This window comes from Microbulbifer maximicatervae (SeqCode) (assembly GCF_052467225.1).
On the sequence record NZ_CP174303.1, the window covers coordinates 1,137,275 to 1,163,454 of the forward strand.

24 protein-coding genes are annotated in these 26,180 nt (G+C 45.7%); 6 read left to right on the forward strand and 18 right to left on the reverse strand.

Translation table 11 applies throughout. The annotated features are described in order from the left end of the window. Window positions 1-4: 4 nt before the first annotated feature. Window positions 5-2,446 (reverse strand): glycoside hydrolase family 31 protein, encoded by a 2,442-nt coding sequence (locus ACJJIZ_RS04985; RefSeq protein WP_444915398.1) that lies wholly within the window; start codon window positions 2,444-2,446, stop codon window positions 5-7. A gap of 186 nt (window positions 2,447-2,632) precedes the next feature. Here ACJJIZ_RS04985 and ACJJIZ_RS04990 point away from each other — a divergent pair, with 186 nt between their 5' ends. After that, window positions 2,633-4,150: an MFS transporter gene (locus tag ACJJIZ_RS04990; RefSeq protein WP_444915399.1), complete on the forward strand. Its 1,518-nt coding sequence runs from the start codon at window positions 2,633-2,635 to the stop codon at window positions 4,148-4,150. A 177-nt stretch (window positions 4,151-4,327) separates the two neighbouring features. Then, window positions 4,328-5,731, forward strand: a complete 1,404-nt coding sequence (locus tag ACJJIZ_RS04995) for an alanine/glycine:cation symporter family protein (RefSeq protein ID WP_444915400.1) — start codon at window positions 4,328-4,330, stop codon at window positions 5,729-5,731. A gap of 67 nt (window positions 5,732-5,798) precedes the next feature. On the opposite strand, the gene ACJJIZ_RS05000 is transcribed toward ACJJIZ_RS04995, so the two are convergent. Next, the gene (locus ACJJIZ_RS05000; protein WP_238152069.1) at window positions 5,799-6,245 is read right to left on the reverse strand and encodes a L,D-transpeptidase family protein; all 447 of its coding nucleotides are present in this window, start codon (window positions 6,243-6,245) and stop codon (window positions 5,799-5,801) included. After that, window positions 6,203-6,475 carry a hypothetical protein gene (locus ACJJIZ_RS05005; RefSeq protein ID WP_444915401.1) on the reverse strand — a complete coding sequence of 91 codons (273 nt, stop codon included), beginning with the start codon at window positions 6,473-6,475 and terminating at the stop codon, window positions 6,203-6,205. The genes ACJJIZ_RS05000 and ACJJIZ_RS05005 overlap by 43 nt, the downstream gene beginning before the upstream one ends. Before the next feature lie 862 nt (window positions 6,476-7,337). Here ACJJIZ_RS05005 and ACJJIZ_RS05010 point away from each other — a divergent pair. Together ACJJIZ_RS05010 and ACJJIZ_RS05015 are read left to right on the forward strand one after the other, a co-directional pair. Beyond that, complete coding sequence (locus tag ACJJIZ_RS05010) at window positions 7,338-8,807, forward strand: aryl-sulfate sulfotransferase (RefSeq protein WP_444915402.1); 1,470 nt, start codon at window positions 7,338-7,340, stop codon at window positions 8,805-8,807. Window positions 8,808-8,928: 121 nt separating this feature from the next. Further along, complete coding sequence (locus ACJJIZ_RS05015) at window positions 8,929-9,963, forward strand: IS481 family transposase (protein ID WP_444913809.1); 1,035 nt, start codon at window positions 8,929-8,931, stop codon at window positions 9,961-9,963. Between the two features lie 133 nt (window positions 9,964-10,096). Here ACJJIZ_RS05015 and ACJJIZ_RS05020 read toward each other — a convergent pair whose 3' ends face one another. Then, a complete protein-coding gene (locus tag ACJJIZ_RS05020; protein WP_444915403.1) occupies window positions 10,097-11,155 on the reverse strand; it encodes a hypothetical protein in 1,059 nt (352 codons plus the stop codon). A gap of 311 nt (window positions 11,156-11,466) precedes the next feature. Between ACJJIZ_RS05020 and ACJJIZ_RS05025 the strand changes: the two genes are divergently transcribed. Then, window positions 11,467-11,781, forward strand: coding sequence for a cupin domain-containing protein (locus tag ACJJIZ_RS05025; protein WP_444915404.1), 315 nt, complete (start codon window positions 11,467-11,469; stop codon window positions 11,779-11,781). 805 nt (window positions 11,782-12,586) lie between these two features. On the opposite strand, the gene ACJJIZ_RS05030 is transcribed toward ACJJIZ_RS05025, so the two are convergent. From ACJJIZ_RS05030 to ACJJIZ_RS05080, 11 genes are all read right to left on the reverse strand, one after another. Further along, the gene (locus tag ACJJIZ_RS05030; RefSeq protein ID WP_444915405.1) at window positions 12,587-13,417 is read right to left on the reverse strand and encodes a polyphosphate kinase 2 family protein; all 831 of its coding nucleotides are present in this window, start codon (window positions 13,415-13,417) and stop codon (window positions 12,587-12,589) included. 39 nt (window positions 13,418-13,456) lie between these two features. Then, window positions 13,457-15,982 carry a plasma-membrane proton-efflux P-type ATPase gene (locus ACJJIZ_RS05035; RefSeq protein ID WP_444915406.1) on the reverse strand — a complete coding sequence of 842 codons (2,526 nt, stop codon included), beginning with the start codon at window positions 15,980-15,982 and terminating at the stop codon, window positions 13,457-13,459. A gap of 1,325 nt (window positions 15,983-17,307) precedes the next feature. Further along, the gene (locus ACJJIZ_RS05040) at window positions 17,308-18,117 is read right to left on the reverse strand and encodes an outer membrane beta-barrel protein (protein WP_444915407.1); all 810 of its coding nucleotides are present in this window, start codon (window positions 18,115-18,117) and stop codon (window positions 17,308-17,310) included. A 487-nt stretch (window positions 18,118-18,604) separates the two neighbouring features. Beyond that, entirely contained in the window at window positions 18,605-19,081 is a 477-nt protein-coding gene (locus tag ACJJIZ_RS05045; protein WP_444915408.1) for a hypothetical protein, read from the reverse strand. 144 nt (window positions 19,082-19,225) lie between these two features. Next, window positions 19,226-19,444 (reverse strand): hypothetical protein, encoded by a 219-nt coding sequence (locus ACJJIZ_RS05050; protein WP_444915409.1) that lies wholly within the window; start codon window positions 19,442-19,444, stop codon window positions 19,226-19,228. Between the two features lie 81 nt (window positions 19,445-19,525). Further along, on the reverse strand, window positions 19,526-19,762 hold the full coding sequence (locus ACJJIZ_RS05055; RefSeq protein WP_444915410.1) for a hypothetical protein: 237 nt from the start codon (window positions 19,760-19,762) through the stop codon (window positions 19,526-19,528). An 86-nt stretch (window positions 19,763-19,848) separates the two neighbouring features. Beyond that, the gene (locus ACJJIZ_RS05060; protein ID WP_444915411.1) at window positions 19,849-20,187 is read right to left on the reverse strand and encodes a hypothetical protein; all 339 of its coding nucleotides are present in this window, start codon (window positions 20,185-20,187) and stop codon (window positions 19,849-19,851) included. A 93-nt stretch (window positions 20,188-20,280) separates the two neighbouring features. Beyond that, window positions 20,281-20,538 carry a hypothetical protein gene (locus ACJJIZ_RS05065; RefSeq protein ID WP_444915412.1) on the reverse strand — a complete coding sequence of 86 codons (258 nt, stop codon included), beginning with the start codon at window positions 20,536-20,538 and terminating at the stop codon, window positions 20,281-20,283. Window positions 20,539-20,595: 57 nt separating this feature from the next. Next, window positions 20,596-20,904: a hypothetical protein gene (locus tag ACJJIZ_RS05070; protein ID WP_444915413.1), complete on the reverse strand. Its 309-nt coding sequence runs from the start codon at window positions 20,902-20,904 to the stop codon at window positions 20,596-20,598. A 474-nt stretch (window positions 20,905-21,378) separates the two neighbouring features. Then, a protein-coding gene (locus tag ACJJIZ_RS05075; RefSeq protein ID WP_444914145.1) for an IS3 family transposase occupies window positions 21,379-22,517 on the reverse strand; the annotation gives its coding sequence in 2 pieces (ribosomal slippage) (window positions 21,379-22,268 and window positions 22,268-22,517; 1,140 coding nt in all). A 166-nt stretch (window positions 22,518-22,683) separates the two neighbouring features. After that, the gene (locus ACJJIZ_RS05080) at window positions 22,684-22,932 is read right to left on the reverse strand and encodes a hypothetical protein (protein WP_444915414.1); all 249 of its coding nucleotides are present in this window, start codon (window positions 22,930-22,932) and stop codon (window positions 22,684-22,686) included. Between the two features lie 680 nt (window positions 22,933-23,612). Between ACJJIZ_RS05080 and ltrA the strand changes: the two genes are divergently transcribed. After that, window positions 23,613-24,884 carry a group II intron reverse transcriptase/maturase gene (ltrA, locus tag ACJJIZ_RS05085; protein WP_444915415.1) on the forward strand — a complete coding sequence of 424 codons (1,272 nt, stop codon included), beginning with the start codon at window positions 23,613-23,615 and terminating at the stop codon, window positions 24,882-24,884. A 72-nt stretch (window positions 24,885-24,956) separates the two neighbouring features. Here the strand turns inward: ltrA and ACJJIZ_RS05090 are convergent, their stop codons facing one another. The 3 genes from ACJJIZ_RS05090 to ACJJIZ_RS05100 all read right to left on the reverse strand — a co-directional run bounded on the left by ACJJIZ_RS05090 (window position 24,957) and on the right by ACJJIZ_RS05100 (window position 26,071). Beyond that, a complete protein-coding gene (locus tag ACJJIZ_RS05090) occupies window positions 24,957-25,331 on the reverse strand; it encodes a hypothetical protein (protein WP_444915416.1) in 375 nt (124 codons plus the stop codon). Between the two features lie 80 nt (window positions 25,332-25,411). Continuing rightward, on the reverse strand, window positions 25,412-25,672 hold the full coding sequence (locus ACJJIZ_RS05095; RefSeq protein WP_444915417.1) for a hypothetical protein: 261 nt from the start codon (window positions 25,670-25,672) through the stop codon (window positions 25,412-25,414). A gap of 135 nt (window positions 25,673-25,807) precedes the next feature. Continuing rightward, on the reverse strand, window positions 25,808-26,071 hold the full coding sequence (locus ACJJIZ_RS05100; RefSeq protein WP_444915418.1) for a hypothetical protein: 264 nt from the start codon (window positions 26,069-26,071) through the stop codon (window positions 25,808-25,810). Window positions 26,072-26,180: the final 109 nt, after the last annotated feature.

Below are 26,180 nucleotides of genomic sequence, written 5' to 3' on the forward strand. Positions count from 1 at the left end.
TGAATTATTGATTTTTGAGCACTAAATCCAGCGGTTCTTTGTGCCAGTCAAATTTAACCAGCAGTTGCTGCTTGCGCTTGTTGTACCAGGCCCCACGGGGTGCCTGAGCAAAGACTTTTTCACTGTCGAAAATAGGCAGGGATTCGCCGCTAATATTGAGCTGCACGGGTACTTGTTGCCAGTTGTGGATCTTTAAAGTGACCGTGCGGGATTCCGGCATACCGGTATAACCGTCGCCTTCGCGATTAAAGGCGAAGGCTAAACCTTGCTGTTTGTTTTCAGCTGAGAAATGCAGCTTCTCGTATTTGCCTTTTTCAAAAGCCTGCGCGGTAGCGCCATCATCCTCATAAACATAGCGCTCGGACTTTGTTGCTGAAGGGTGCGCGTAGTAGTCCAGGGTCAGGTTTTTACTGGAGTAATCGCGGCTGCTGTGGACATCGTCAATGGTGGGAATAATGGCGCCGGCCCGCACCAGTACAGGAATCGTTTTCAGGTTCACTTCTACCAGGGCCTGATCGCCAGAATATTGTTCATCAGTCCAGTAATCGAACCAAGTGCCACCGGGCAGTTTTACCGCGACCTCATCCACATCCTCCTCCACGACTGGGGCAACGAGGAAATCCTGACCCCAAAGGTAGGCATCCTTGTAGTCCAGGAGAGATAGGTCACTTTCGTTTTCGAAAAACAGCGGGCGCATCAGCGGCATGCCGGTCTGGCTGTTTTCGAAGGCGAGGGTGTAGTTGTAGGGCAGCAGGCGATAGCGTAGTTTTACATACTCGCGCAGGATATCGCGGGTGCGGCGATCGTGGAAAACCGGTTCGGAAGCAATATGCTCCTGGGCGTGCGGGCGGTAAACCGGTTGGAATACGCCGTACTGTAACCAGCGGATATAGAGTTCGCGGTCAAATTTCTCGCCGCCGGCAAAGCCGCCCAGGTCTGAATGGGTGTAGCCAAAGCCCAGCAAGCCCATACTCAGAGCCAATTCCACCTGGGGCTGTAAGCCACCCCATTCCCGAGCGACGTCGCCGGTCCAGGGGATCATTCCGTAGCGCTGGGAGCCGGCAAAACCGGCGCGCATCATAATAAAGGGGCGACGCTCAGGGTGCTTTGCCGTTTGGCGTTCGTGCAGTAATTGCGCCCAGGCGTGGCCGAAGGCGTTGTGGATTTCATCGGCCATACCGATTGCGTGAACGGTATCGGAGGGATGAACTTCCGGTTCACCCAGGTCGCCCCACCAACCGGCTACGCCCTGTTCCAATAACCCGTCGTAAATATTCCAGAACCAGTCGCGGCCATCTTCGGAGAAGACATCGATCAGGCCGGTATTGCCGAAGTAGAAATCAAAACGCTTGGGCTCTCCGGCCAGGTTTTTGGCCAGGGCATTATTCGCCACGGCTTCCTGCCAGCGTTCGGAGGTGGAGAGGACAAAAGGTTCGGTCACCAGGATGGTATTGATGCCGCGTTTTTTAAGGTCGGCCATCATCTTTTCTGGTTCGGGAAAGGCTTCCTTGTCCCAGGCAAGATTGCCCATATGGCCTTTGATATCTGGGCCAAACCAGTAGAGGTCCAACACCAGGGCGTCCAGGGGGAAATCTTCTTCGGCAAACTTATCCACGGTTGCGCGGACTTCAGCTTCGCTGTGATAGCCAAAGCGCGAGGCGAAGTTACCCAGGGCCCAACGGGGTGGCAGGGGCTGTTTGCCGGTGGTGGATACATAATTTTCCAGCAACTGTGGATAAGTCTCACCGGCTACCACGATGTAAGCGGTGCGTCCGGCTACGGCTTCAAATTGCAGGATATCTTCTTCGTTTGCGCCCAGATCCAGGGTGCCGGTGGCAGAGTTGTCGAACAGCAGAATGTATTTGTTGCTGGACAGTACTGCTGGCAGGGAAAAATACATCTGGTTGGATTCGGTGGTGTATCCGTAATGGGCACGGTTATATAGGGGCAGGCGTTGACCGCGGCGGTCCATCCCCATAACCCGCTCTCCGCCACCCAGCAGTTTTTCCTCTGGCGACAGTGCGAAACGGAATCCGCGCATCGTCTCGGTGGCAAAGAAACCACTCTCTTCACTCAGGATTTGTTCGCTACCGCGCAAGTACTCGATTCGGAAGGGAGACTTTTGGATGACTGCAGTAAGCGAGCCAGTGCGGTAAACGAGCTTGTCCCCTTTTTGCTTCAGCGTAGCCTCGGGTCGGCCGGCAGAATCGCTGGCCAACGCAAATGAGGGCAACTGCTTCAGGCCTTCGCTGCGATAATGCACCGATAGCGCTGACGGACCAACCGGAGTGAGGGTGACCTCGCCCTCACTCGTCTGTACAGTTAGTGAGTCTTCGCTCATGGTGTGATCGCGGTAGTTGCGCTGTTCAGCGGCCAGGGATTGAGCGCTCAGGCAGAGTGTAGCTGCGAGACACACCAGGCGCAGGAGTGGGAGTCTTAGGATCATCGCGCGGGACTTCAGTTGCTTGATTAGGATTCACAGTTTCGTGTTGGCCCGGCGTATACGCATGGGCCTGAGTTTATCCTAAAGCGAAGGATCTGGCCCGCATCCTCCCCTATGGGGGAGGATGGATGCTCCGGGAGTGCGTGTGAGAATGGCAGAATAAGCATAACTAGTGATGCGGTGACCTCTATGACCCAATCAGCAAGCAGCGCCGTTGCGCCGCAAGCCCAGCAACCGCGCTTGCCCTTTTGGCAGGTGTGGAATGTCAGTCTCGGTTTTCTCGGGGTGCAATTTGGCTTTTCTCTGCAAAATGCCAATGCCAGTAGAATCTTGTCTGATCTGGGGGCGGACCTTCACTCCCTGTCTCTATTCTGGATAGTGGCGCCGCTAATGGGACTGATCGTACAGCCGATCGTGGGTTCAGCTTCGGACCGGACCTGGAGTCGCTTCGGTCGCCGCAACCCCTTTATCCTTTTTGGTGCCATCGCCGCAGCCCTGGGGATGGCGTTTATGCCCAATGCCGGGATTGTGGTGGCGATAGTGGCCCCAATTATTTTCGGCGGCGTTATGTTGGCCCTGATGGATGCGGCCTTTAACGTGACCATGCAGCCTTTTCGCGCCCTGGTGTCCGATATGGTGCCATCAGAGCAGCGCACCCTGGGTTACTCGATTCAGTCTTTACTGATTAACATTGGCGCCATCTTCGGCTCCATGTTGCCATTCATTCTGACTAATGTGATTGGTCTGGAAAATACTGCCCGTGCGGGAGAGGTGGCGCCCTCCGTTATATGGGCTTTCTATATCGGCGCCACAGTGCTGCTGGGCAGTGTGTTGTGGACTGTGCTGCGCACCAAGGAGTATCCGCCGGAGCAGTACAATGCCTATAAAGGTCTCGACTCCGCGCAACTTGAGCGGGAGGGACAGCAAAAAAAACCACTGGCAAAGCGCTTGATCGGTTTTTTCCAGCTGCTAATTAAAATGCCGCGCACTATGCGCCAGCTGGCCCTGGTGCAATTCTTCTCCTGGTTTGCCCTGTTTATTATGTGGGTTTACACCACGCCTGCGATCACTCAGCACGTTTGGGGAGTGGAAGCCAAGTGGTTTGATCCCGCCTATCTGGAAAGCGTCAAAGAAATTCCCGCACATATCGCTGCTGCTAAGGGTGCTGCCGGTGACTGGGTAGGAATTATTTTTGCTGCTTACTCCCTGTTTGCAGCGATCTTCTCTATTGTCCTGGCCCGTTTGTCTCAGGTGCTGGGGCGTAAGCTCACTTATTCCCTATCGCTGGCACTGGGCGGTTTGGGATACATCAGCTTCCTGTTCTTCCAGGGGGGCGAGCCTACGCAAGTAAATCTGTTGATTACCGAAGTTTCCGTACCCAGTGGCGCCCTGGGATTATTGTTACCAATGGTGGGTGTGGGCATTGCCTGGGCCGCTATTCTGGCGATGCCCTATGCGATCCTCTCCGACTCGCTGCCGGCGGATAAGACCGGTGTTTATATGGGGATTTTTAATTTCACTATCGCCGCACCGCAGATTGTCTCCGCCTTGGTAGCTGGCTTGATATTGAAAACAGTTTTCGAAAACCAGGCAATTTACATCATTGTTTTGGCGGGGGTGTGTATGTTGCTTGGAGCTATATCGGTAGCGCTGGTGAGGGAGAGTTCAGAACCCGAGCCCGCATTAAAGGCAACTACTACAGCTTGATAAAAAGTTGTAAAAGATCGTTAGAAAAGCCCCTATTTGGGGCTTTTTTATTGCCGGGATTCCAGGTTTTCCCAAAGTTTTCGCATTTATGGGGCTGCGGAGTTTTATGGCGGCATTTTGACAGTCTGGTGTGAGCGTACCTAGACTGGGCGGATCTCACCGGAAATGAATTAAATTATGTCGATATTCCCTGCAATTGATCAGGCATTAGAGGCTTTTGCCAGTTTTGTCTGGGGTCCCCCCTTATTAGTGCTACTCGTTGGTGGCGGCCTCGCGCTATTAATCTATTCTCGTGGCCGTCCCTACCGCCATATTGGGCACAGTATTGGGCTTTTAAGTGGCCGATACGATGACCCCAATGACCCTGGACAAGTGAATCACAGCCAAGCGCTATCCACAGCGCTGTCGGGAACCCTAGGGTTGGGCAATATTTCCGGGGTTGCCATCGCAATTACGATTGGTGGACCTGGGGCGATTTTCTGGATGTGGGTAACTGCCCTGGTTGGGGTGGCTACCAAGTTCTATACAGCGACGCTGGCGGTGATGTTTCGCGGTCGCGATGCCTCCGGGGAACTGCAAGGTGGCCCCATGTATGTTATTCGCGAGGGGTTGGGCCGACGCTGGATGCCGCTCGCAGTACTGTTTGCCGTGGCGGGACTCTGCGGTATGTTGCCGGTGTTTCAGTCCAATCAAACCACGCAGCTACTGCGCGAGTCTTTTGCCGAGCCCTTGGGTTGGGTAGCGCCCGGAGGTTCACTCACTTTTGATTTTGTTATTGGCTTATTAATTGCTGTTGCATCGGCCTACGTTATTGCCGGTCGTATCCAGCGTATCGGTAAATTCTCCGCAAGAGTAGTGCCGGGCATGGTGCTCTTTTATCTGGGCATGACCCTTGTGGTAATTGCCAGCTTCTGGGAGCAGGTACCGGCAGCATTTGCGCTGATCTTCTCGGATGCTTTCAGCGGTCAAGCTATTGCTGGAGGTACTCTGGGTTCGGTCATCACAGTAGGGGTAAGCCGGGGCGCATTTTCCAATGAGGCGGGTATAGGCACAGAGTCTTTGGCCCATGGTGCAGCTAAAACCCGCGAGCCAGTTCGAGAAGGCGTGGTTGCCATGCTGGGCCCCATTGTAGATACACTGGTTATCTGCACTTGCACTGCCCTGGTGATACTACTGACTGGCGCTTGGCAGCAGGAAGGGGATATTGCCGGCGTTACCCTGACTGCACAGGCATTTTCTCAGGTGTTTGGGCAGTTCGGCCCAATTTTACTACTGCTAATGGTCCTTCCGCTGGCTTTCAGCACTATCGTTACCTGCTGGTATTACGGCATGAAATGCTATGTTTTTCTTTTCGGTGGCCGCTGGCAGGGTCTTTATACCGGACTCTACATGGTGCTGATTATATTGGGTGCGGTGGCTTCTTTAAGTGCCGTAAACAGCATCATCATCGGGATGTATGCAGTAATGGCGATTCCAACAATGGTGTCTACTTTATTACTGGCGAGGCATGTTAATCGAGCGGCTCACGATTATTTTACCCGTATGGATTTAACAAAGAGAAAAGAGGCCGAGGCTTCCTAATTAAAAAAGGCGGACTAAATAGTCCGCCTTTTTTATGCGTGGTAAAAATTTACCTGTTACTTCCAATTCAAGGCACCACGGACACTTTGGTACCAACCTTGGCGTGGGCATAAAAAATCTTAGCCATATGCCATGGGATACGAATACAGCCATGAGAGGCGGGATATCCCGGGACATGGCCGGCATGCATGGTAACGGGGCCATTGATACGCATCATGTAATCCATAGATGCCCCGCGGAATCGAGAACCCGCAGGTTTGCGGTGGCGGCGCACATCCACATTGCTGCGCATTACATAGCCCCGTGGGCTGATGTAGTGACCGTACAGATTTGATCGATGGCTGTATTTCTTCTGTGAAATACGGAAGTTACCGGTAGGTGTGCGGTGTCCGGGTTTGCCAGTAGATACTGGGGACATACCGGCCAGACGCCCGCCCTTATAGAAGTATGCCATTTGATCACTGAGGTCGATCACAATACGCGGTGTTCCCTGAATATTGGATTTAAACCACATATGGCGGCTATGCCGTGGATTCGCCGCGTATCTGGAATGAGTTCCGTATCTGGAGTGAGCCCGATAATTCCTGTTGTATCGGGAATGCGCCCTGTAATTTCTGTTGTATCGGGGGTGTGCTCTGTAGTCCCGGTTGTGCCTTGAGTGCGATCTGTAATTCCTGCTATGCCGTGAATTTGCTCGGTAGTCCCTGCTATACCTGGAGTGTGCTCCGTAGTTTCCATGTCCATGTTGAGCGCTGTATCTCGAGTTATAGCGGGAATTGGAATAATCCACGGCATAGGTCAGTGGGGCAAGAATTGCAGATCCCACAATCACTACGGCAGCGGCGAATGATGATTTTTTGCGTAGAGATCCCTTCTGTTTCGTGGAAATGGATTGATGATTTTGCAGCGAAGATCGGCTATGCATTACACACCTCTCTACTACCAGTGGGCCGTGTAAACAACCGTGGATTTTGAATCCAGCTACAGTTTGTCTTAGGGCAAGTACTTCTGCCCTTCTACAGGGACAAGTCCATAGCTGGTGATTTCCCCAAAGCAGATAACCGTATACTCGGCCTCGGCTGCGGGTTGGTACTGCGGCGGTATGAACCACTACAAGTCCAAGGGATGGTAAGGTGGGTCTTAAGGGCTGGTGACAACAAAAAGGAATATACTGAGGTTCTCTTAGAGGATGCTCTTCTAGTTGTTAGTGATTTTGAGGAATTTTGTCTTAGTTGTTAAGGTTTTATGAGTTATCTACCGTAACTTGCGAGTCAATTTCCAGCGTTCTTGAATCACACCAGAATAATAGAAATAGCTTTCAAAAAGTTATTGTTATTTATTTCATCTTAGTAAGTGTCGCAACTATACCGTTATCCACATTTATCCCATTTCTCATATTTGTTGTGAAGGCCTTTGCGCATTAGAAAATTTAATAAAGAAATTTTCTTTTCGGGATCGCTCAAAATATTTCTTTCTGGTTTGAAAACCAAGTAAACGAATCCACCCTTTTTGCGTTATGTGATAGCTGATTATTGGAAGCTCCCCTGAAAATGAAATGCCAGGGTAGGGATGATTACTTTTAATATTTATTAAATAGGATTTGGCTATGACTGGAAGATCGACGTTACCCATATTTTTTCTAGTATTTATTGTAATGCTTTACAGCAATCCGGGCGTGAGTGTTGAGGTAGAGCAAGCGAATGAAACTCTGCTTATTTTGGATGACGAAGTAGAATTAACCCTTTCGATGCATCCACTAAATAGTTTAATGGTTAATGCACAAGTATCGACTAGCAGTGAGTCGCGAGTGGCGATCAGGATCAACTCGGCGGTAACCGACCGTCGGCGAACAAATTATACCGACTGGGGCACAGAGCATGATATGACCCTAGTAGGTTTAAGGGCCGATACCACTTACCGTTTTACTGCACTGGCAATGCTGGAAAGTGGAGACGTTGTGCAGAGTTCGACTATTTCTTTCAAGACTGGTTCGTTACCTGAAGGCGCTCCCCCAGTTGAGGTAACTACATTTACAGAGCAAAGCGAAGGAGGTGTAACTATTTTTGCACCTTCAGGTGACAGGGATAATACCTTTTGGGGATTCGATGAGGAGGGTGAGGTTGTCTGGTACCTTCACGGAGATGTTCCTCTAACCGGAGCTCCGGTAGTGCGCAATTTACAGGATGGCAATTTAATGTTGCTGTTGGATCAGGAAGCAAGGATTATCTCCTTTGCCGGTGAAACGCTCCAATCATTTGAGCTGCCAGCCTATCACCACGATGCAATTCTTCTTGAAAATGGAAATCTACTGGTATTAACAAACGCCTATGAAACAATTGATGGTCAATTGATAAAAGGAGATGCGATTCTTGAAGTGGATGGGCAGGGCAATACTGTATGGGAATGGTCTGCATTCGATCATCTCGATACTCAGCGTTTCCCCGGTGAGTTAGCCAATCGAGAAGCGAGCAATGGTGCGCTGGATTGGACTCACTCTAACTCGTTACACTATATTTCTGCCGATAATTCGATTTTACTGTCAAGTCGCTCTCAAAGCTGGGTGGTCAATATTGATCATAATAGTGGCGAAGTAAACTGGATTATGGGTAGGGATTTGGATGCTTCCGAGGGATTTCTTGAGAAATTATTTTCATTGCAAGATGGCACCTGGATGGCTTCTCAGCATGCAGCTATGCTTGCGTCAGACGGAGACATTCTGATTTACGATAATAGGAATGAGTCCGAATACAGTGGTGAGGTCTATAATAGCCGCGCAGTGAAATTCTCTTTAAACACAGAGGAAATGGTGGCAGTGCAAACTTGGGAGTACGTTGCACCAAAGTACACCAATTCTTTAGGGGATGTAGATGAACTTCCCGGTGGGAATATTCTACTTTGCGCGGGCGGCCCATCCAGTGCTAGTACCGGCAACAATAGAGATGCATATATTGTTGAAATCGCCGGCGATCAGACTGCAGAGACGGTTTGGGAGATGATAGTCAATGATACGAGTGTATATCGTGCTGAGCGTTTTACTTGGAATGATATATCAGTGGTAAGTGATTTATCGCTTTAGATCCTCTAAATAGTTAGGTGTATTAGTTCAGACCAAATCTGACACATCCTCTTGAAAAAGAGGGGTTTACCGGTTTTGATGAAGGTGCCTAAACCTAAAAACAAAACCAAGGATAAACCCCATGATCCATACTAATGATCGTATCATCAAACACAAGACCGGATTGCTCAATCTTGCAGAAGAGCTTGGCAACATCTCAAAAGCTTGCAAGATGCTTGGTGTTTCGAGAGACACTTTCTATCGGTACAAGGAAGCTGCTTCAAGTGGCGGTGTGGACGCCCTTCTTGAAAAGAGTCGACGGGTGCCTAACCACAAGAACCGTGTTGACACAGCAATTGAAGAGGCCGTGTTGACTTATGCCCTCCAAGAGCCTGCCCATGGACAGGTTCGAGTCTCCAATGAGCTACGTAAACGTGGCGTATTCGTGTCCCCTAGTGGTGTTCGGAGTATCTGGTTACGGAACGACCTGGCTAACTTCAAGTTACGATTAAAAGCACTTGAAGCCAAGGTGGCTAAGGAGGGGCTAATCCTCACGGAGTCGCAGGTTCAGGCCTTGGAAAGAAAGCGACATGATGATGAAGCCTGCGGGGAAATTGATACTCAACACCCCGGCTATCTAGGTTCTCAGGACACCTTCTATGTAGGAACATTTAAGGGGGTTGGGCGTGTTTACCAACAAACCTATGTCGACACCTATGCAAAGGTAGCCCATTGCAAGTTGTACACCACTAAGACGCCAATCACAGCAGCAGATCTTCTGAATGATCGTGTATTACCGTTTTACGCCATGCATGATCTGCCGGTGTTGCGTATTTTGACTGACCGCGGTACTGAATATTGCGGCAAGCTGGAGCAGCATGATTATCAGTTGTACTTGAATATCAACGAGATAGAACATACCAAGACAAAAGCCAGGCACCCACAAACAAATGGTATCTGTGAGCGCTTCCATAAAACTATATTACAAGAGTTCTACCAGCCATCGTTACGACGAAAGATCTATGGATCAATAGAAGAGCTACAAAAGGATCTGGACGAATGGCTCGTATATTACAATAATGATCGAACTCATCAGGGTAAAAAGTGTTGTGGTCGCACACCGATGGTAACCCTTGAAGAGGGTAAAAGTATCTGGAAGGAGAAACTCGTAAACTGAATTTGACCTGACAGAGTACCTTCTGAAAAACCGGTAACTGTCAGATCAAGCCTGAACTACTACAAGTTAGGCGCCAGTAACATACTTTGTTGCTGGCGATTCTTATTAAAGGACTTCTAACCAGATTTGGCAATCAGTGCTCTATAGCATTGATTATGTTTCTAAAGCGGTATTCCCCCAGTAACTGTTGAATATCACTAGATAGGGCTTGAAGTGTTTTAATTAAATATGGCTTTAGCGTGATAATGTTAGGCTTTTTTTTGGGAAGTGTATGATTTGATGGAAACAGTTCTTCACCTCCTTCGAGGAACTCATCATTTATTTTTTTATTTTCCTGTGAATATCGATCTAAAAAATTAGCTCTATCTTCATCAGAGTTCCATAGGTGTGGTGATCTTGGTAGTGTTCGCTTGATTATATTTTGTGTATTGCTAGATTTTATCCATTTCAATAGTTTTGCATTTTCAGATTTTGAGTGTATTTGCTGGTTTAATATCTGTTTTAAAGCGGCCTCTTCATTTGATAGGCTCTCTCTTATGATTTTGTTAGAGTTTGGTAGGCCGGAAATCCCTAGAGCACGAAAGAAATTAACTGGTAGGTCGCCATTACATAGCTGCTCGTAAATGAGTATTTGTATATTGGGAAAGAACTTTTTGAATGCTGCTATATTTTTATAAAAGTTCAGATTTCTACCTTCTATCTTTGATAGGAACTCCTTGAATGACAGTTTCGCTAGTGGAGATACTCCTTTCATAATATGTTCTTTGTAGAGAGACTGGGCAAAATTATCTTGTCTGCGCAAGGTTAAGATGATTTTAGTTTGCTCTGGGGGTAATGTGTTGGAGAGCTGTTCTAAATAATGGTGCCGAGCCTCAATCCAGGAGCAATCTTTTGTTTTATAAGTATGTCGACAAATAGGCTCTGCACTAATTAATAGATCAAGGTTGTTTTTCTGCGACTTTGACTTCCAATCATATGCTAGCAACTTTCCTCTGGAGATAGGTGGACTTTCAGGGTGATCGGAAAATGAGTGTGCAAAAAGATGGTGACCCTTATCTATGCTAATTAAATTTCGATGAATAATGGGATATAAAATACCTTTACTTCTTAACAGCCTTCTATATTTATAGGCGTAACATTGTATTGCTGTGGTGCCGGTTTTATGTAGCCCTGAATGTAAATATATAGTCATTATATGTTCTTTGTGTTTTATGGATCGTGATCTGGTATCTGCTGCTGTTTAATAGGTGCTCATATCTATTTCGAATGATCTATTTTATATTTTATATTTTATATTTTATGTGAGTGTTGTGTTTTGGGGGCGTCAAAGAGCCAATATTGAAGGTTTAGTAAAAGATATTCTATTTTTTGGTCTCGGGCTCATTTTGATTTCGGTTGGCGTATGTTTTTCTATATTAATCCCGATCGTGGAGCCCATTAGTTCTAGTATAGTTGTATTTTTGTAAATTTTCGTTCATGCCGATTTAATGTTAGGGGAGACTTATGGGTAATTTTTTCACTCAACTACCAGGTGATCACTCTAGGGAGCATTTTGAGAGTTTGCTAGAGGGGAAAAGCTGCAGGGTTGAGCGGATTATATCTTACGGGCAGTCCTCGCCGGAAAAAGGGTGGTATGATCAAGATGAGCATGAGTGGGTGTTAGTACTTTCCGGTTATGGTGTTATTGAAATGGAAAATGGTGAGAGGCACCACCTGGGGAAGGGGGATAACTTCTTGATTGGGGCAAATCAAAGGCACCGGGTGGTGGAGACAGCTGAAGATGAAGCCACTATATGGTTGGCAGTTTTCTTTCAGTGAAGCAGTTATCTTTTAAGATATAAATCTTATGAGCTCCTATCAAGAGTTCTATACCTACCAATGTAAATCGGATCTAAAGTCCTCTGACGAGTTAGTATTGTTAGCTTTAAGACAGGTGTGTCTACTGACTAGCAGGTCAGCCTGTGCATATCTCCATATACCGAAGAGGCCTGTTAAAATTTTCGGGGCTTTGCTTAAATTGGATAGCTTTAATTTGGTCTGATCGTTTGATACCAAGTCAAATCCTTTTCTGCCAGGTAGTTTATACTACCTGGTTTTTTATTTTAGTCTTACGTCAAGCAGTGATATCTGCATAGATTTTATAAAATTTTATTTTTGGTTATCTATAATCAGATCGACGGCTGGAGTATCTAGCGGTTATACCCTATGTATGTCTATTCGAGAGGTCTTTTTTATGGGCTAGGCCTTGGGGTGAATTTTTTATAGAAAACTATGCTGCAGTATATTTAGTACTAGGACGAAAAGCTTCAATAGTTATGGGTGGATAAATTCTGCGATAGAAGATAATTTCATTATCCCTGATTATGAATTTGGGTGAACGATATACAGTTATTTGCTACTGATAACAATTGAATACTTATTTGGGGTCAGTGGCCAGAGGAAAATGATACTGCAGCTGATTTCGTATTGAGGCAGAGTGACTTTGTATAATTTATTGAGAATGACGGCGAGCTGCCCAGCGCATCCACTTTAATTCCTCTGATAGAAATCTATGATTAAAAGATAACTTGTTTATTAAAGGTTTAAGGAATAATAGAACCTTAATTTTTTAGCTTTTAATTTGTTAAGAATTCTTAAGTTGATGATACTTGGTTTTTATCTCTTCCAGGTTGACAGTGGGGGCAGGGAACTGTGGATTTAATTTTTTTAATGCTTCAGAAATAATCGAGGCTACGGCCAAGTCCCGGAACCATTTGTGGTTTGCGGGGATAACAAACCAGGGCGCGTATTCGGTGCTGCATTGATTTAGCATATCTTCAAAAGCACATATATACTCATCCCAATATTTTGCCTCAGTATAATCACTTTCGCTGATTTTCCACTGTTTGGCGGGATCATCAATACGTTGCTTGAATCTATCCAACTGCTCATCCTGGCTGATATAAAGGAAAAATTTCAGTATTATTGTGTTGCTTTCAGAGAGTAATTTTTCAAAGTTGTTAATTTGTTCATAGCGTTCGCTCCAAATGTCCATCGGAACCAGACTATGCACTCGCTCAATCAGTACGCCCTCATACTGAGAGCGGTTAAAGATTGATATATGCCCCCGGGCAGGGGTTACTTTGTGATATCGCCATAAGAAATCATGCTCGCTCTCTTCTTTTGAAGGTTCCTTAAAGGAAGTCGCTCTACACATTTGTGGATTTGTTGCGCCTAATACATGCTTGATGGTGCCATCTTTCCCCGAGGCATCGATTCCCTGCAAGCAGATAAGTAGAGATGTTTTACGCTCAGCGTAAAGCTTGTAAGTGAATGAACGTATCTGCTCATCTATACGCTGGGTGTCTGGGAGTGCCTCTTCACGACTTTCGTAACAATGTTTGAAGCCCGGATCTATTTCGGAGAGCTTTATCTTGCTGCCAGGCTTTACCCTGAAATCTTCGAAACAATTCATAGTTCGACTGCCTACCTTTTTTAGGCTTTTGTAGATGGCTCAGATATCACTTAATCTTCGATAAAGAAGTTTCTTGACCAGGTCCAGGAAAAACATCCAGATAATCATGTATAGCCATACCAGACCGATTATAGTCCAGGGTATTGCCGGCACCAGCCAGCCGAATCCACACATCAGCACGGTAAATGCTTGGGTGCCAACAATTGCGATAAACAGAGGGAAAGCGGGTAGTGGTTTGGAAAAGAAAGCTGTACGAGAGCGCACAACGAATAACAGTAGATGTCCTCCCGCTACGATCTGTAAAAATACGATGGTTTGAATTTGCTCTTTATTTAATGCGATCCAGGATTGCCAGTTGGTATTATTGAGCCATTCCATTCCAATAAAGAGAATACCCATTGTTTGAGCAATAGAAAAAAGGCCGATAATGCTGGAGCCCAGTAATAAGTCTCGCATTTGCCAATGCACAGGTTCCTTGGGAAGCAGAGTATTATCGTAAGCAATGGTCATAATGGGAATGTCATCAAGAAGAGCCACTAGTACGATCATAACCGGGGTTAGGGGCGAGAAGCCGAACATTATGGTAGCAAAGACAACCACGACCATAATATCCAGGGTCATGGATACCCGGAAAAGTACGTAGTTAATAATGCGTTCAAATATTTTTCGGGCTTCATCGATGGCATCGACGATGGTTGATAGTCCGGGAGAGGTCAGGATAATGGCTGCAGCCGCGCGTGCGGCGTCGGTTGCTCCGCTAACGGCGATACCGCAGTCAGCTTGCTTAAGGGCCGGCGCATCGTTCACACCATCGCCAGTCATGGCAACCTGGTGACCTCTGCCTTGCAATGCTTTCACAATGGCATATTTATGTTCGGGAAAAACCCGGCCAAACCCATCTGCACGTTCAACGGTGTCGACGATAGTAGATGGCAGGTGGTCCATATCCTGGGACTTTGTAAACACACTACTGGCAGCGAAAATATTTGTTCCAATACCGACTTGGGTGGCGATTTCCTTGCCGATAGCCACATCGTCACCCGTAATCATTTTTACTTGAAGCCCGTGTTCCCGTGCGCGCTGAATAGTGTCTTTGGAGTCATCCCGAGGTGGGTCTTCAAGAGACAGAATACCCAGGAATTGCCACGGTGAGCCGTTTGCCTTCTGCGCAACGCCCAGGGAGCGCAGTCCCCTGGAGGCCTGTTGTTGCACACAAGCAGCGGCTTTGTCGGCCTTCGCACCACTCAAGTTACATAAGTCGACAATAGCCTGGGGGGCCCCTTTGCTGAAATATAGGGTTTGCCCATCCTGATTCTGAACCTTGACTTCAGTGCGTTTGCTCACCGGATCAAAGGGAGTGAATTCCTCAACCTTATATTTCTTCAGTTCTTCCTTATTTTTCAGGCCGGCAAAAACTGCTTGATCAATTGGATCACTGGCGCCTGCTTCAGATGCGATAGCGGCGGCAAGAATTAACTGGTCGTTGTTTTCCGCGCTGAATAAGGTAGGTTCTTCGAGGCACAATTGGTTCTTGGTGAGGGTGCCGGTTTTGTCTGAGCAGAGGATATCAACACCAGCCAACTCTTCGATGGACTCCAGCCGCGAGACGATCGCTTTTTTACGGGATAGCGCCAGGGCACCGAGAGCATTGGTCACAGTGATGACCGAAGGCATGGCAACGGGAATCGATGCGATCAGCAACACCAGTACAGTGCGGAGAATATTGATGATATCTGACCAGTGCCATGTTTCGGCGACCACGATATCGCGGTATAACTCTGTGCCCACCAGAATAACGGCCAGCACCAAACACAGCACGATGAGGAAGTCACCGATATGGGTGACGGCTTTCTGCGAATGTGAGGCACTTTGCCCTGCGCCGGCAACAAGTTGGGCGGTGCGCCCAAAGAATGTATTGTGCCCGGTACCAATGACAACAGCGGTCATCTCCCCGCGTTTGGCGATACTGCTGGAATAGCCAATATCACCGATGTTCTTACTGACGGGTAGAGATTCCCCGGTAAGGGCAGCCTGATCAATACTGATGGATTTCCCTTCGGTAAAGCGCACATCAGCAGGCACGACTTGCCCTAGCTTGATTCGCACTATATCGCCTGGGACCACCATCGCCGCATCGATAGATTGATACTCCCCATCCCTTAATACATTGGCTTTGGGGGCCATGCTGGCCTTCAGTGCTGCCAGCGCATTGGCAGCTTTGTGTTCCTGCCAAAACCCGGCAATCGCGTTGTACAACAGCAGGGCCATAATGATGGCGAAATCGGGCCAGTGGCCAATTAATGCAGAGAGCAATGCGGCCGCTTCAATCATCCAGGGAATGGGGCCCCAGAAAAATCGCAAAAACTTAGCGAGTGCGCTTTGCTCCTTCTCCTGAATGGCATTGGGACCATATTTTTGCAGGCGGGCGCTGGCTTCATTTTTGGTGAGGCCGGCGGGTGATGTGTTTAGTTCAGTATAAACTGCATCAATATCAGCGTTCTGCAAATCCAGCGATTGCTGGTCGCTGTTGTTTTGATTATTTGGCGATGATTCTTGACCTTGCACTTTGGTTTTCCCAATGACAAAGGTTTACCTGTGGAGTATTTTCCAGCACTAGATAACTCAATCTAGCAGTTTGCGCCATTCGCTATGTGGACATTGGTGACGGTGGTAAGAGAAATTTGAAGGTGTAGAGTTAAAGATAAAATAGCCGGCATTAAGCTGGCGTGAAAAACCATTATTCCTGCGGGCTATTGAAAGGGATATATCCGTGACAACTGATTAAGCCGCAGGGGCAACCTATCTTGATAACGTCGCGGTTTTTCTACGGGGTTTCGAATAGCAATCCATGCTGTAGCCCTTGGCCAACAGGCCTCAGGTATAGACTACATGAGGGTGCTTTCCGGATATTCCTTAGTTCTCGTCAGCTTATAGTGGATTTTATAACTATATAGGGTACCTACTAAACGTGGATAGGTCGTGGGTATAACGCCCGCGGTATGGACTAAATTGAAGCGCAACGGACATTTAGTCCTGCGTACCTGCGTTTGTTAAAAAGATCCATCGAGATATGACTGAAACCAGAAATGGGACAACAAGTATAGCTATCATGGTAGATATTTGATTTAGCGCAAGAATCCAAACCTTCACGATAGGTAGATAATAAAAAGTTACTCCGAAGACAATAGCGAGCGAATAAATAAGAGATAGACACCAGTTCCTCATATTCATTTTGCAGTTAAGTGTATATGTCAACAATGAAGCAATTAAAACGCAACTTAAAAAGGCAGTTAAGTCAAGAATCTTGCTCCATTCTGAGAAATTTAAACCCATAGGGAATTGATGATTCATTAAGATCTCTAGGTGCCTGGGAACACGTGGATCATACAACTTTCCATCGATTATTAACGAATTAAATAAGTCGATGTAGGAAGAGAGTCCAAGAAGTAATGAAAGAATCGCTGGGTAAATAAATCCGACCCCTATAGAGAATATAAGTTGGGAATGAAAGTCTTTGAATTTACCGATTTTCATGATTAATAATATTTTTTATGACCTGATCTGCGAAGTAGTGACGGCCCGATGAAACCCTAGTGCTGAGATGAATAGCATTAATTTGCTAAATACCTACCTCTTAAGAGAAACATTAAACCAATGATACCACGCACCAATCTCTGCTGCTTGAGCTACTGGCCGTTAAGTGAGGACTCATAGCGATGACGGTGAACACTTAGATTGTCACGTAGCGCCTAATTTTTCTAGAGTTGTTATCATACCACTTGGTCTATCCGTGAGAATTGATCTAGATAGAGATGTATCAAGGGTCTGATACTATTTTAATAACAGCGCGGCCCTCCATGAGGCCGCCTTTGAATCTGCAAACCGATGATTCAGAAATTGTAGCTAAGAGCTAATGCAGCGAAAGAAGGGGTTTCGTTATCCATCTTATAGATTGTGTGTTCCAGGCTTATTGCCCAACTCTGATAATTCCAACCTGCTGATATCCCATAGTACCAATCGTAACCATCGTTACGCCATTTGCTTGATTCTGAGTATTCAACAGGTCCCCCACTACCTAGAGCACCAATAACAGTTGGGGCCGCAAGGTACTCCAAATACTCCCCTTTGAATTTACATTTAACATCCCAGCGCTGATATCCAAATCGAAGCCCTGTATATAATGCTTTTTTCGTATCAGTAGAAATAGATAAGCCTAGTGTTTTTAACTTAATCTCTGAACTGAGGTTTTCTGTAATGCTAAAGTTAGTATCTGTGCTTGGAAAGTGGTACATTCCACTAGATTCCCCTAAATCGCTAAATCCACCTTCTAAAGCGAGATATCTATTGATCCGGTAACCGGCTGAAAAGCTCCAGCCTTCTGAATCTGACAGTGAAAAATCATAACTATCTATAACTTTTTGGGCTTCAATATCTGTGTCAACGCTGCCATAAGATATTCTTAAGTAATAATTATCTTCCTGAGCGATGGTATTGCTTGTGACAAATATACTGAATAAAAATAAGATTGTTTTTTTCAAGAGTTCCTCCGTAAGTAACGCTTCGCAAAAAGACAGCCAAATAATCGTAGCGTTTTGACTGCTTTTGAGATCAAAGAGAGCGATTGCTGCGACTTGTATGGTTGTTCTTGATCGATTCTGATTTTGAAAATCCTTTTCGCTAATGGGTAAATTGAGATCCACCTTCGGCGGCCACCGAAGGCCTTGTTTGTCACAGTTCGTTACTGCGCCGGTTTATAAAGACTGTTAGCAAGTAGGAACGTGACAGACACTCACTGGGCATAACTCGAATAGTCATGTGGGCCTCGAGCCCGGATAGCAAGGCGGAGATAGCTTATCTTATGGAACCTCAAGAGATCAATATTGGTATCGATACCCCTAGCAAACAACTGAATATTTGTGTGAGATCTACTGATTAATTCTTTAGTTTTACCAGCGATAAAAATGGCATTAAGGATACCATTAAACAACTACAAACTCTTCGCCATACAATATGATCCCATACTAAAGCCGATGTATAAGCGATTAGTCGACTCTGGCAAACCTAAAAAGGTGGCTCTGATTTTCTGCATGAGAAAGCAGATTACGACCCTGAATATGATGGTAAAAAATAACACCTATTGGAATGAAAGTATGGCTTAAAAGCTTGATGAGCGACCATAGTCACTTATTATGAGCTACTGTACTCTCGGCTAAAATTTATACCTCCGCGTAATTTGTAATTCAAAGCTTTCCTACTCTGTAAAATTGGTGCTTTACGAACGTACATTTTGAAACCAGTGGCGCTTATTTTAAATTCCCCTTCCTGGCAGTCAAAACGAAAATCGTGCTCATCGAAGCGACCATTCTTTGTTTTTCTCTCATTCACCATATGCAAGTCGGCGACTTCTAGCTCACCTTGCCTGGATTCAATGTCAAGTAAAATATCGTAAGCATTTTCAAATACCATCGTAACGGGAGCAACCCAGAACTTAAAATATGTTTCCCCTTTTCTTGGATGAATCCATTGAAAAATGTAATCGAGATCTATCATAAACTCGAAATTCTCCGTATCAGCCAGGAAACCCCATATTTTGGAATCGTGCCACCCCATTATGGAGAAGTCATTCTCAGACCAAATCTTCTTTTTAAGTTCGTAGGTATGCATTCATAAGCCTCATACTCCCCGCAATATGCAGGGCTTTAAAATGAAGACGAAGCCGAAATGAAAAAGTCGTCGCGTTGCCTGTGATTGTTATGTGGCTGCCTCCCTATCAGCTTGTAACCTTGGTAAGATTTGGAGTTGTCATCACTAACTATTGTCTGAACTTTTCGATTTATCATAAATCAGCCCCAAATAAGCTACCGGCCAAACGAGGGGGCCAACAATGTATCCTTTCAAAATGAGCGAGTAGTTGGTTTTTTCCTTTATCCAATCACCAAATAGGGCAAAGAGCATCGCAATTGTTATAACACTTAAAAAATAAATCAGGAAGGCTTTTACTACTGGATGTACCAATTTAATTTGCATCGAAAGCCCTTAGATAGTTAACATTCACCAAATGGCGGAGGTCCAGCAAATATGTGGTATTTGCAATTCTACCTACGCTTATCATACTTGATTATGATTAGCTTTATTCATGACAAAATGAATAAAGCTACGTGCAAATACTACGATAGCAAAGGCCAAAATTGAAATACCTAAAGTAGTACTATCGCCAACTATACCTACATCATAAATTGGGTTACTTTCACGCTCAGTTTGTAAGAAAAAGATAAGCCACAACAAAAACCATAGGACAGTACAATAAATCAGTAGTTTTTGACCCCAAGGCAATAATACTGTCACCGAAAGAATACCTAACATGAAAAGTGTCATAAAATCCTTTTACACAATACGTCTGTATAAACTGTGCCGAAGCGATAGTGTAGGCATCAATTTGATACATTTGCTCTGTGTTGATCTAGTTCGCAATAATAATTATAAGCTGGACCAGGATTAATTGGATTCCAGCCTTCGTTTATTGCACTCTTAATACATGACTCAATTAACTTTGGCGTCACAGAGTTTGGATAGCTAGTTATTGTAACATCTGGACGCAGCCACTTGAATTCAACCGATAACGTAGAACCTTTTTGGCTATCTAATTCAATAGTAGCAAGCATTTTCCCACCTTGACAAGCTTGTGTGTAAGTCGGCCGGTCTCGTACGATCCAACGGTACGAATTTCCTTCTACTACAATTTTTCTACTTCCCTTTTTAGGTATACTCACGATAACTCCTTTGACACAGAACGCCTTTAGCATGCGAGCACTATTTGTGTAGCGGAAAGGCGGAACGAAAAGTGGGTCGCGTGCCTGAGGTGGTTAAATACTCTTACCATAACGTTTTTTTATATAGTAAAACACTTTAGATAATAGCCAAATCAGTATAAGTTGAATAAGTATTTCACAATAGGTTAAGTCATACGAGGCCTCACCATCCACGCTGATAAACCAATGTAAGAAAGGAATGGGGCCAACGAAGCCTTGGTAAAACCAAAGCCTCCACCAAACGATAGAAGCAACAAACAAGCCCAATAAGATCAGTAATTGTATTCCTGTATTCTTAATTCCTTTCTTCATTTAACGCCATCCATAGCGGCGCAGCCGCATTGATTTGTCCAGACAGCGACGCTGGATTTACCACTGGGTTTTGTTATATTTCTGTGAAAGTGCCGCATGGAGTGCGCAATATACCAAAAACAAAATGCAACCAGCCACCACGCTTAGCCCCATTATTAGTAGAATCCCGATACCAATCCAATCCCAGTCACCAGCCAAGTGCTCCGTACTCATAATACCGGCATAGAAGTCATACACAGATAGAGCGACTCCGACTAGGAAGAGCATACAGCAAAGGGTGTATCCTCCAACCTTGCTAAACAATCGAATAATAAGAAGAACGATGAGCGCCATAGCTGCCGGTGAAGCCAATATCATCCATGTCACCGCATCAATCTCCTAAAACATAACGCCTGGCGCAACGGCGAAGCATATAGTGCTGAGTCCAGCAGCCGACGGCTGCGTATTGCCGCCGCTGGTTAGGCTGGTTAGAACATTTCACTGTAATTATATTTAGCAGCCTCCGAAACATAATTCACAGGGTCATCAAATAGCGTTATTAGCTCTCCTCTCAAACTTTCAATATGTTCATCCCCGATTATATCGCAGACATGTTCTCTAATACGTGGATTTTCATTGTTAATATTAGACTTGAGGAGGATGCCCCTATCTTCTGGATACTTGTGAACTCTATAAGCGAAAACCCACCCCGAAACCCTATCATCGTTGAACTTAAGCGCAATTTCAGTATTATCAAGAAAAAATCACGCTGAGAAATAGCTGCGAATAAGGCTTCCATCACCTCATTTTTATTTTCGCTAAAAACCGCTCTGTTGTGGTCAACTCCAGCCGGACACTTCTTTAAGCACATTCCTCAAATTCGATAGGGGCTAGATCTCCCAGTGTTGTATGTATTCTGCGTGAGTTGTAATAAGCAATATAGGCTCTTACATCTGCTACCGCATCCTCCCTTGTCGGATAGAGGTTTCCCGTTAACCACTCCCGCTTCAGGCTGCTGAAGAAACGTTCAGTCGGTGCGTTGTCCCAACAATTTCCCTTACGGCTCATTGAACACACCATCCCCTGCTGACTCAATAACATTTGGTAGGTATGGCTGGCATACTGACTGCCACGATCAGAGTGATGCAGGAGACCTTTTGGGGGCGTACGCAAATTGACAGCCATCATCAACGCACGAGTTATCAGGGCCGTTTCCATCTTGCGATCTAGATGCCAACCAACAATCCGGCGCGAATAGAGATCAATCACTACCGCCAAGTACAGCCAGCCCTGCGAAGTCCAAATATATGTAATATCAGTCGTCCAAACTTGATTTTTAGCACTCGGTGAGAACTCCCTATTCAGAAGGTTCTCTGCGACAGGCAGGTGATGTTTACTGTCTGTCGTCAGTGTAAATCGCTTCTTGCGCTTTACTGCCAAGCCTAGCTTTTTCATGAGCTTGCGGACTCGATAGCGCCCGACTTCAAAGCCTTCTTTACGTAACAGCTTCATTAACCGACGACTTCCGAGACTCTGTCTAGATTCTGCAAATAGGGCCTTCAAACGATGGCATAGTTGCCATGTTTGAGCATCTATTGAGCTATTACCACGGCAACACCAATCGTAATAACTAGTCTTACTTACCTGCATTACCCGGCAGAGCACCCTAACAGGAAAGCTGCCTTGCTGTTTTTCAATAAAGCTGTACTTTATTTCATTTCTTTCGCAAAGAAGGCGCTGGCCTTTTTTAGGATTTCTTTCTCCATCCGCAACTGCTTATTTTCACGTCGTAATCGCTCTAATTCTGCGCGCTCGCCTACATCCAACCTCACACCGTCTTCTTCCTGCTTCTGTTCCTTTATCCAGCGTCGCAGGTTATTGGCTGTTGTTCCTACAGCCTCTGCTGCTTTAGAAATTGAATACCCTTGCTCAGAGACTAGCGCTACGGCGTCTTTCTTAAATTCCGGCTTGAAATGCCGACGTGTACCTTTTGTTGTCATACTTCACCTCGCTTGGTAGTTTTACCATCTTAGCGAAGTGTCCGGAAGGATTAGACCACTACACTCTGCGATAATCATTCATAATGAGTCCTAACGCCCTAAGCAACGGACCGAAAAACCGTAGGCTTTGAGTATCCGATGCCTTAGCTGGTTATGCGAACTAATACTAGCCATTATTTTCTACCATATTTTTTAGATGCCGAATAAGTATGTCATCTTCTAGGTTGAAAAGGTCATAGCCTGTACGCTCAAAACCATCTTGCTCTTCACTAATAACTTTACCTAAATCATCATTGTTGTAAGAAATACTGCTTTGAATATTGTATATAAGCTGCATGAACCTAAGATCAGGATCTTTTTCCCAGAGCTTTTCTATGAGCTCTTGAATTTCTTGTATTCTCTTAGGATCTCTCACGTCTTTCTCTTCACTATATTTTACGCATAACGTTCTAATAACCGGCAGCCGGAGCGCAGCGTAGGCTGTCCGGCGCGTGCCTTTTGCGCGCGAAGTTCATTAGCTTGGTACGCCCAGCATGGGCGTAAACTAATGGGGTGAAAGTCCCGTGTAGGAAGATCACCGTTTAATGGACTTCATTAAATGCTAACTACTAGCGAATGGCAACTGCAACACCGTGAGGTTTTGTGGGGAGGAAGCCGCTAGCAAAACTACGAGCTGACGAACAGAAACATCATATAAGGCTTAGCCTGGAGGCGAGGTAGCCAAGGATACCAAAGCCATGTGGTCTAACGGGTAGAGTAAATGATGCAGTTGTGTAGTGAAAGTTCACGTTCTTATCTGGGGAGATCTGTTCAACCTGCTGCTGTAAAGCTGTCAGTGTGGCCGCTGACTCATAAGTAGGGCCAGCCCGCTAGCCACTATCGCGGGGGTAAACAAAATTGGTGGAACACAGCGGCGCCTTGGTCAGTAATGATCAAGGTGATTAAACAGAAGTCAGCCGACGGCATAGTAGCCTAATACCAAGATTAATACCTTGGATACGGTGAAGGCCTGAACCCAAAATCCATGAGTTAAAAGACAGGGCTAGCCTACTGATATGTTGCCAGCCGGATATAAAATTGACGTAGCGCACTGCCATGACACTCAACTCAAATGAAAATCTGCTTGAAGCCATCCTCAGCAAAGAAAATCTTAATGCTGCATGGAAACATGTGCGAAGCAACAAAGGTGCCGCAGGCATTGACGGGATTACTGTCGATAATTTTGTGCAGCACTTTAAGGCAGTTGGCGACGAACTCATCGAGACCATTCGACAGGGTCATTACCGGCCGCTTCCCGTCAGGCGCGTCTACATTCACAAGCCAGATGGTGGCCAGCGTGGTCTCGGGATACCTGCGATCTTTGATCGTGTTATTCAGCAGGCTATCGCCCAAATCATCGGTCCCAGTTTCGATAAAATCTTTTCGGAGTTCAGCTATGGGTTCCGCCCAAAGCGATCGCAGCATCATGCGGTAAAAAAGCTGCGAAAGTATATCGAGGGAGGGAAACGAATAGCAGTGGATGTCGATTTATCTAAATTCTTCGATCGGGTAAATCATGATTTCCTCATGAGTTTACTTGGCCAAAGAATCAGCGATAAGCGCTTACTCAAACTGATCGCAAGCTACTTGCGTGCAGGAAGAGTAGAAGATGGATGCTGGATAGCCTGTCATGAGGGGGTACCACAAGGTGGCCCTTTATCGCCGCTGCTCTCCAACATTGTACTCGACTTGCTCGACAAAGAGCTGGAAAAACGCCGACACAATTTCGTCCGTTATGCGGACGATTTTGTGATTGTGGTTTCCTCTAAACGCGCGGGTGAGCGGGTTATGGTGAGTATTAAACGCTTTGTTGAGCGCAAGCTTAAGCTCAAAGTTAACGATGCTAAAAGCCAAGTAGTCCCCGTTAGTCGTTGTAAGTTTCTGGATTTTTCTTTCCGTGGAGCAAAGCTTGTCTGGCATGATAAGTCACTGCGCCAATTTAAATACCACGTCTGTCAGATTACAGGACGATCCCGTGGCATTTCGATGGAAAAGAAACTGAAAGAACTTACCGTATACCTCCGTGGCTGGATCAACTATTTTGGAGTAGCGCAAGGCTATCAAAAATGTATTGATCTAGACTGCTGGATACGGCGGCGATTAAGAATGAGCTATTGGAAGAATTGGCGCAGAGTGAGAACGAATATTCGAAATTTACTGCGTATGGGTGTGAGTGAATCGCTGGCAGTTACCTGCGGCTCGTCCGCTAAAAGTTACTGGGGAAGCGCAAAAACTGAGGGTATTCATATTGCGCTTAATAATGAGTTCTTCGAAGAGATGGGTTTGATCTCATTGCGAGATCGTTGGGTAGAGATTCATTACGGATAGGGAACCGCCCATTGCGGACCCGCACGATGGGTGGTGTGGGGGCCGGTAGCTAGAAACTACCGGCTACCCGATTTATGCTTGGGTGCCCCAGCCAAATATTAAAATTAGGTTAATTGAACTTAGACATAAGCCTACAGCTATGAATATACCTACCCACAACCAAAACTCAAATGGCGCAGTTTCTTTACTGACAATAGAAAACTTACTCACAATTACACCTGTTTTGAACGCATTAGCCAAATTTGCTATTGGGTAAGCCGACAAGATAGACCAAGCCAAAATTACGATGACACTCTTGCTGCTCAGATCGTTTGCATATTCAGAAAATGCAAAAAGCAATATGCCCATAAGAATTGAGCAAAATCCTACTAAAGTGAATAGTGGCTTTAAAGCAGCCCTGTTTCTGTCGTTGCTAATAATTGTATTGCTCATGATACTAGGAGGCATAACGTTGCCAACAAGGGCGGCCGAAGCATAGCGTAGGCCGTCCAGCCCAGCTATTAGCTGGGCGAGCCTGCTTGGCCTGGTTATGTGCTTGGGGGTATATCAGAATGCTCGCCATTTTTAATTACCGCACGCATGAAATCAACTAAGTGCACCAATACCAAAGCTATTAAAACGCCTATGAATTCAGCACCAAGAGGTATTATCTCATCTTTCCCAAGTAAGAAGCGAATCAACCCTACAAGAACTATTGATGCACACAATGTAAAAATAAGCTTAAGTAAGTGTCTGATAAAAATTTTACCGCAACCACCTGCTTTAAACCCATCAATGACATCAATCATATTTCCTACTCATTGATACATAACGCCCGGCTCAACTGCCGGAGGCTACTGGCGCCTTTTTTGCGGTTCTTTGCAAAAAAGGTGACAGTAGCCGGAGGTCAGATTGCAGCCGCTTGTTAAGGCTTGCCTGATATTTTAACCGTGTTGAATCCATTGTAACGCTTTGAAATCTAATTGATACGTTTCAAAAGGAATCCATGTTACACGATAAAATAACATTGGTTTTCCTTCATTTATTGAATAGTAAAGACCAATTTTCTTGTGGCTATCAATCTCTAACGTTGTAACTGAAAGGCTATCTGGATATTTATCATTCTGGTTGTAGAATTGAACAACTTCATTCTTTGCTCGATCAGCTATGGCTCTCGCATCATTATGTAGGTAAACATGGTGGGCCAATATAAGAAACACCGATGCGAACCATATAGACATTCTCGCACATCGAAGCTTTATGCTCTTCGGATCTTTATAGATGTAAAATATATTTTGTAAAGCTAAGGGAATAATG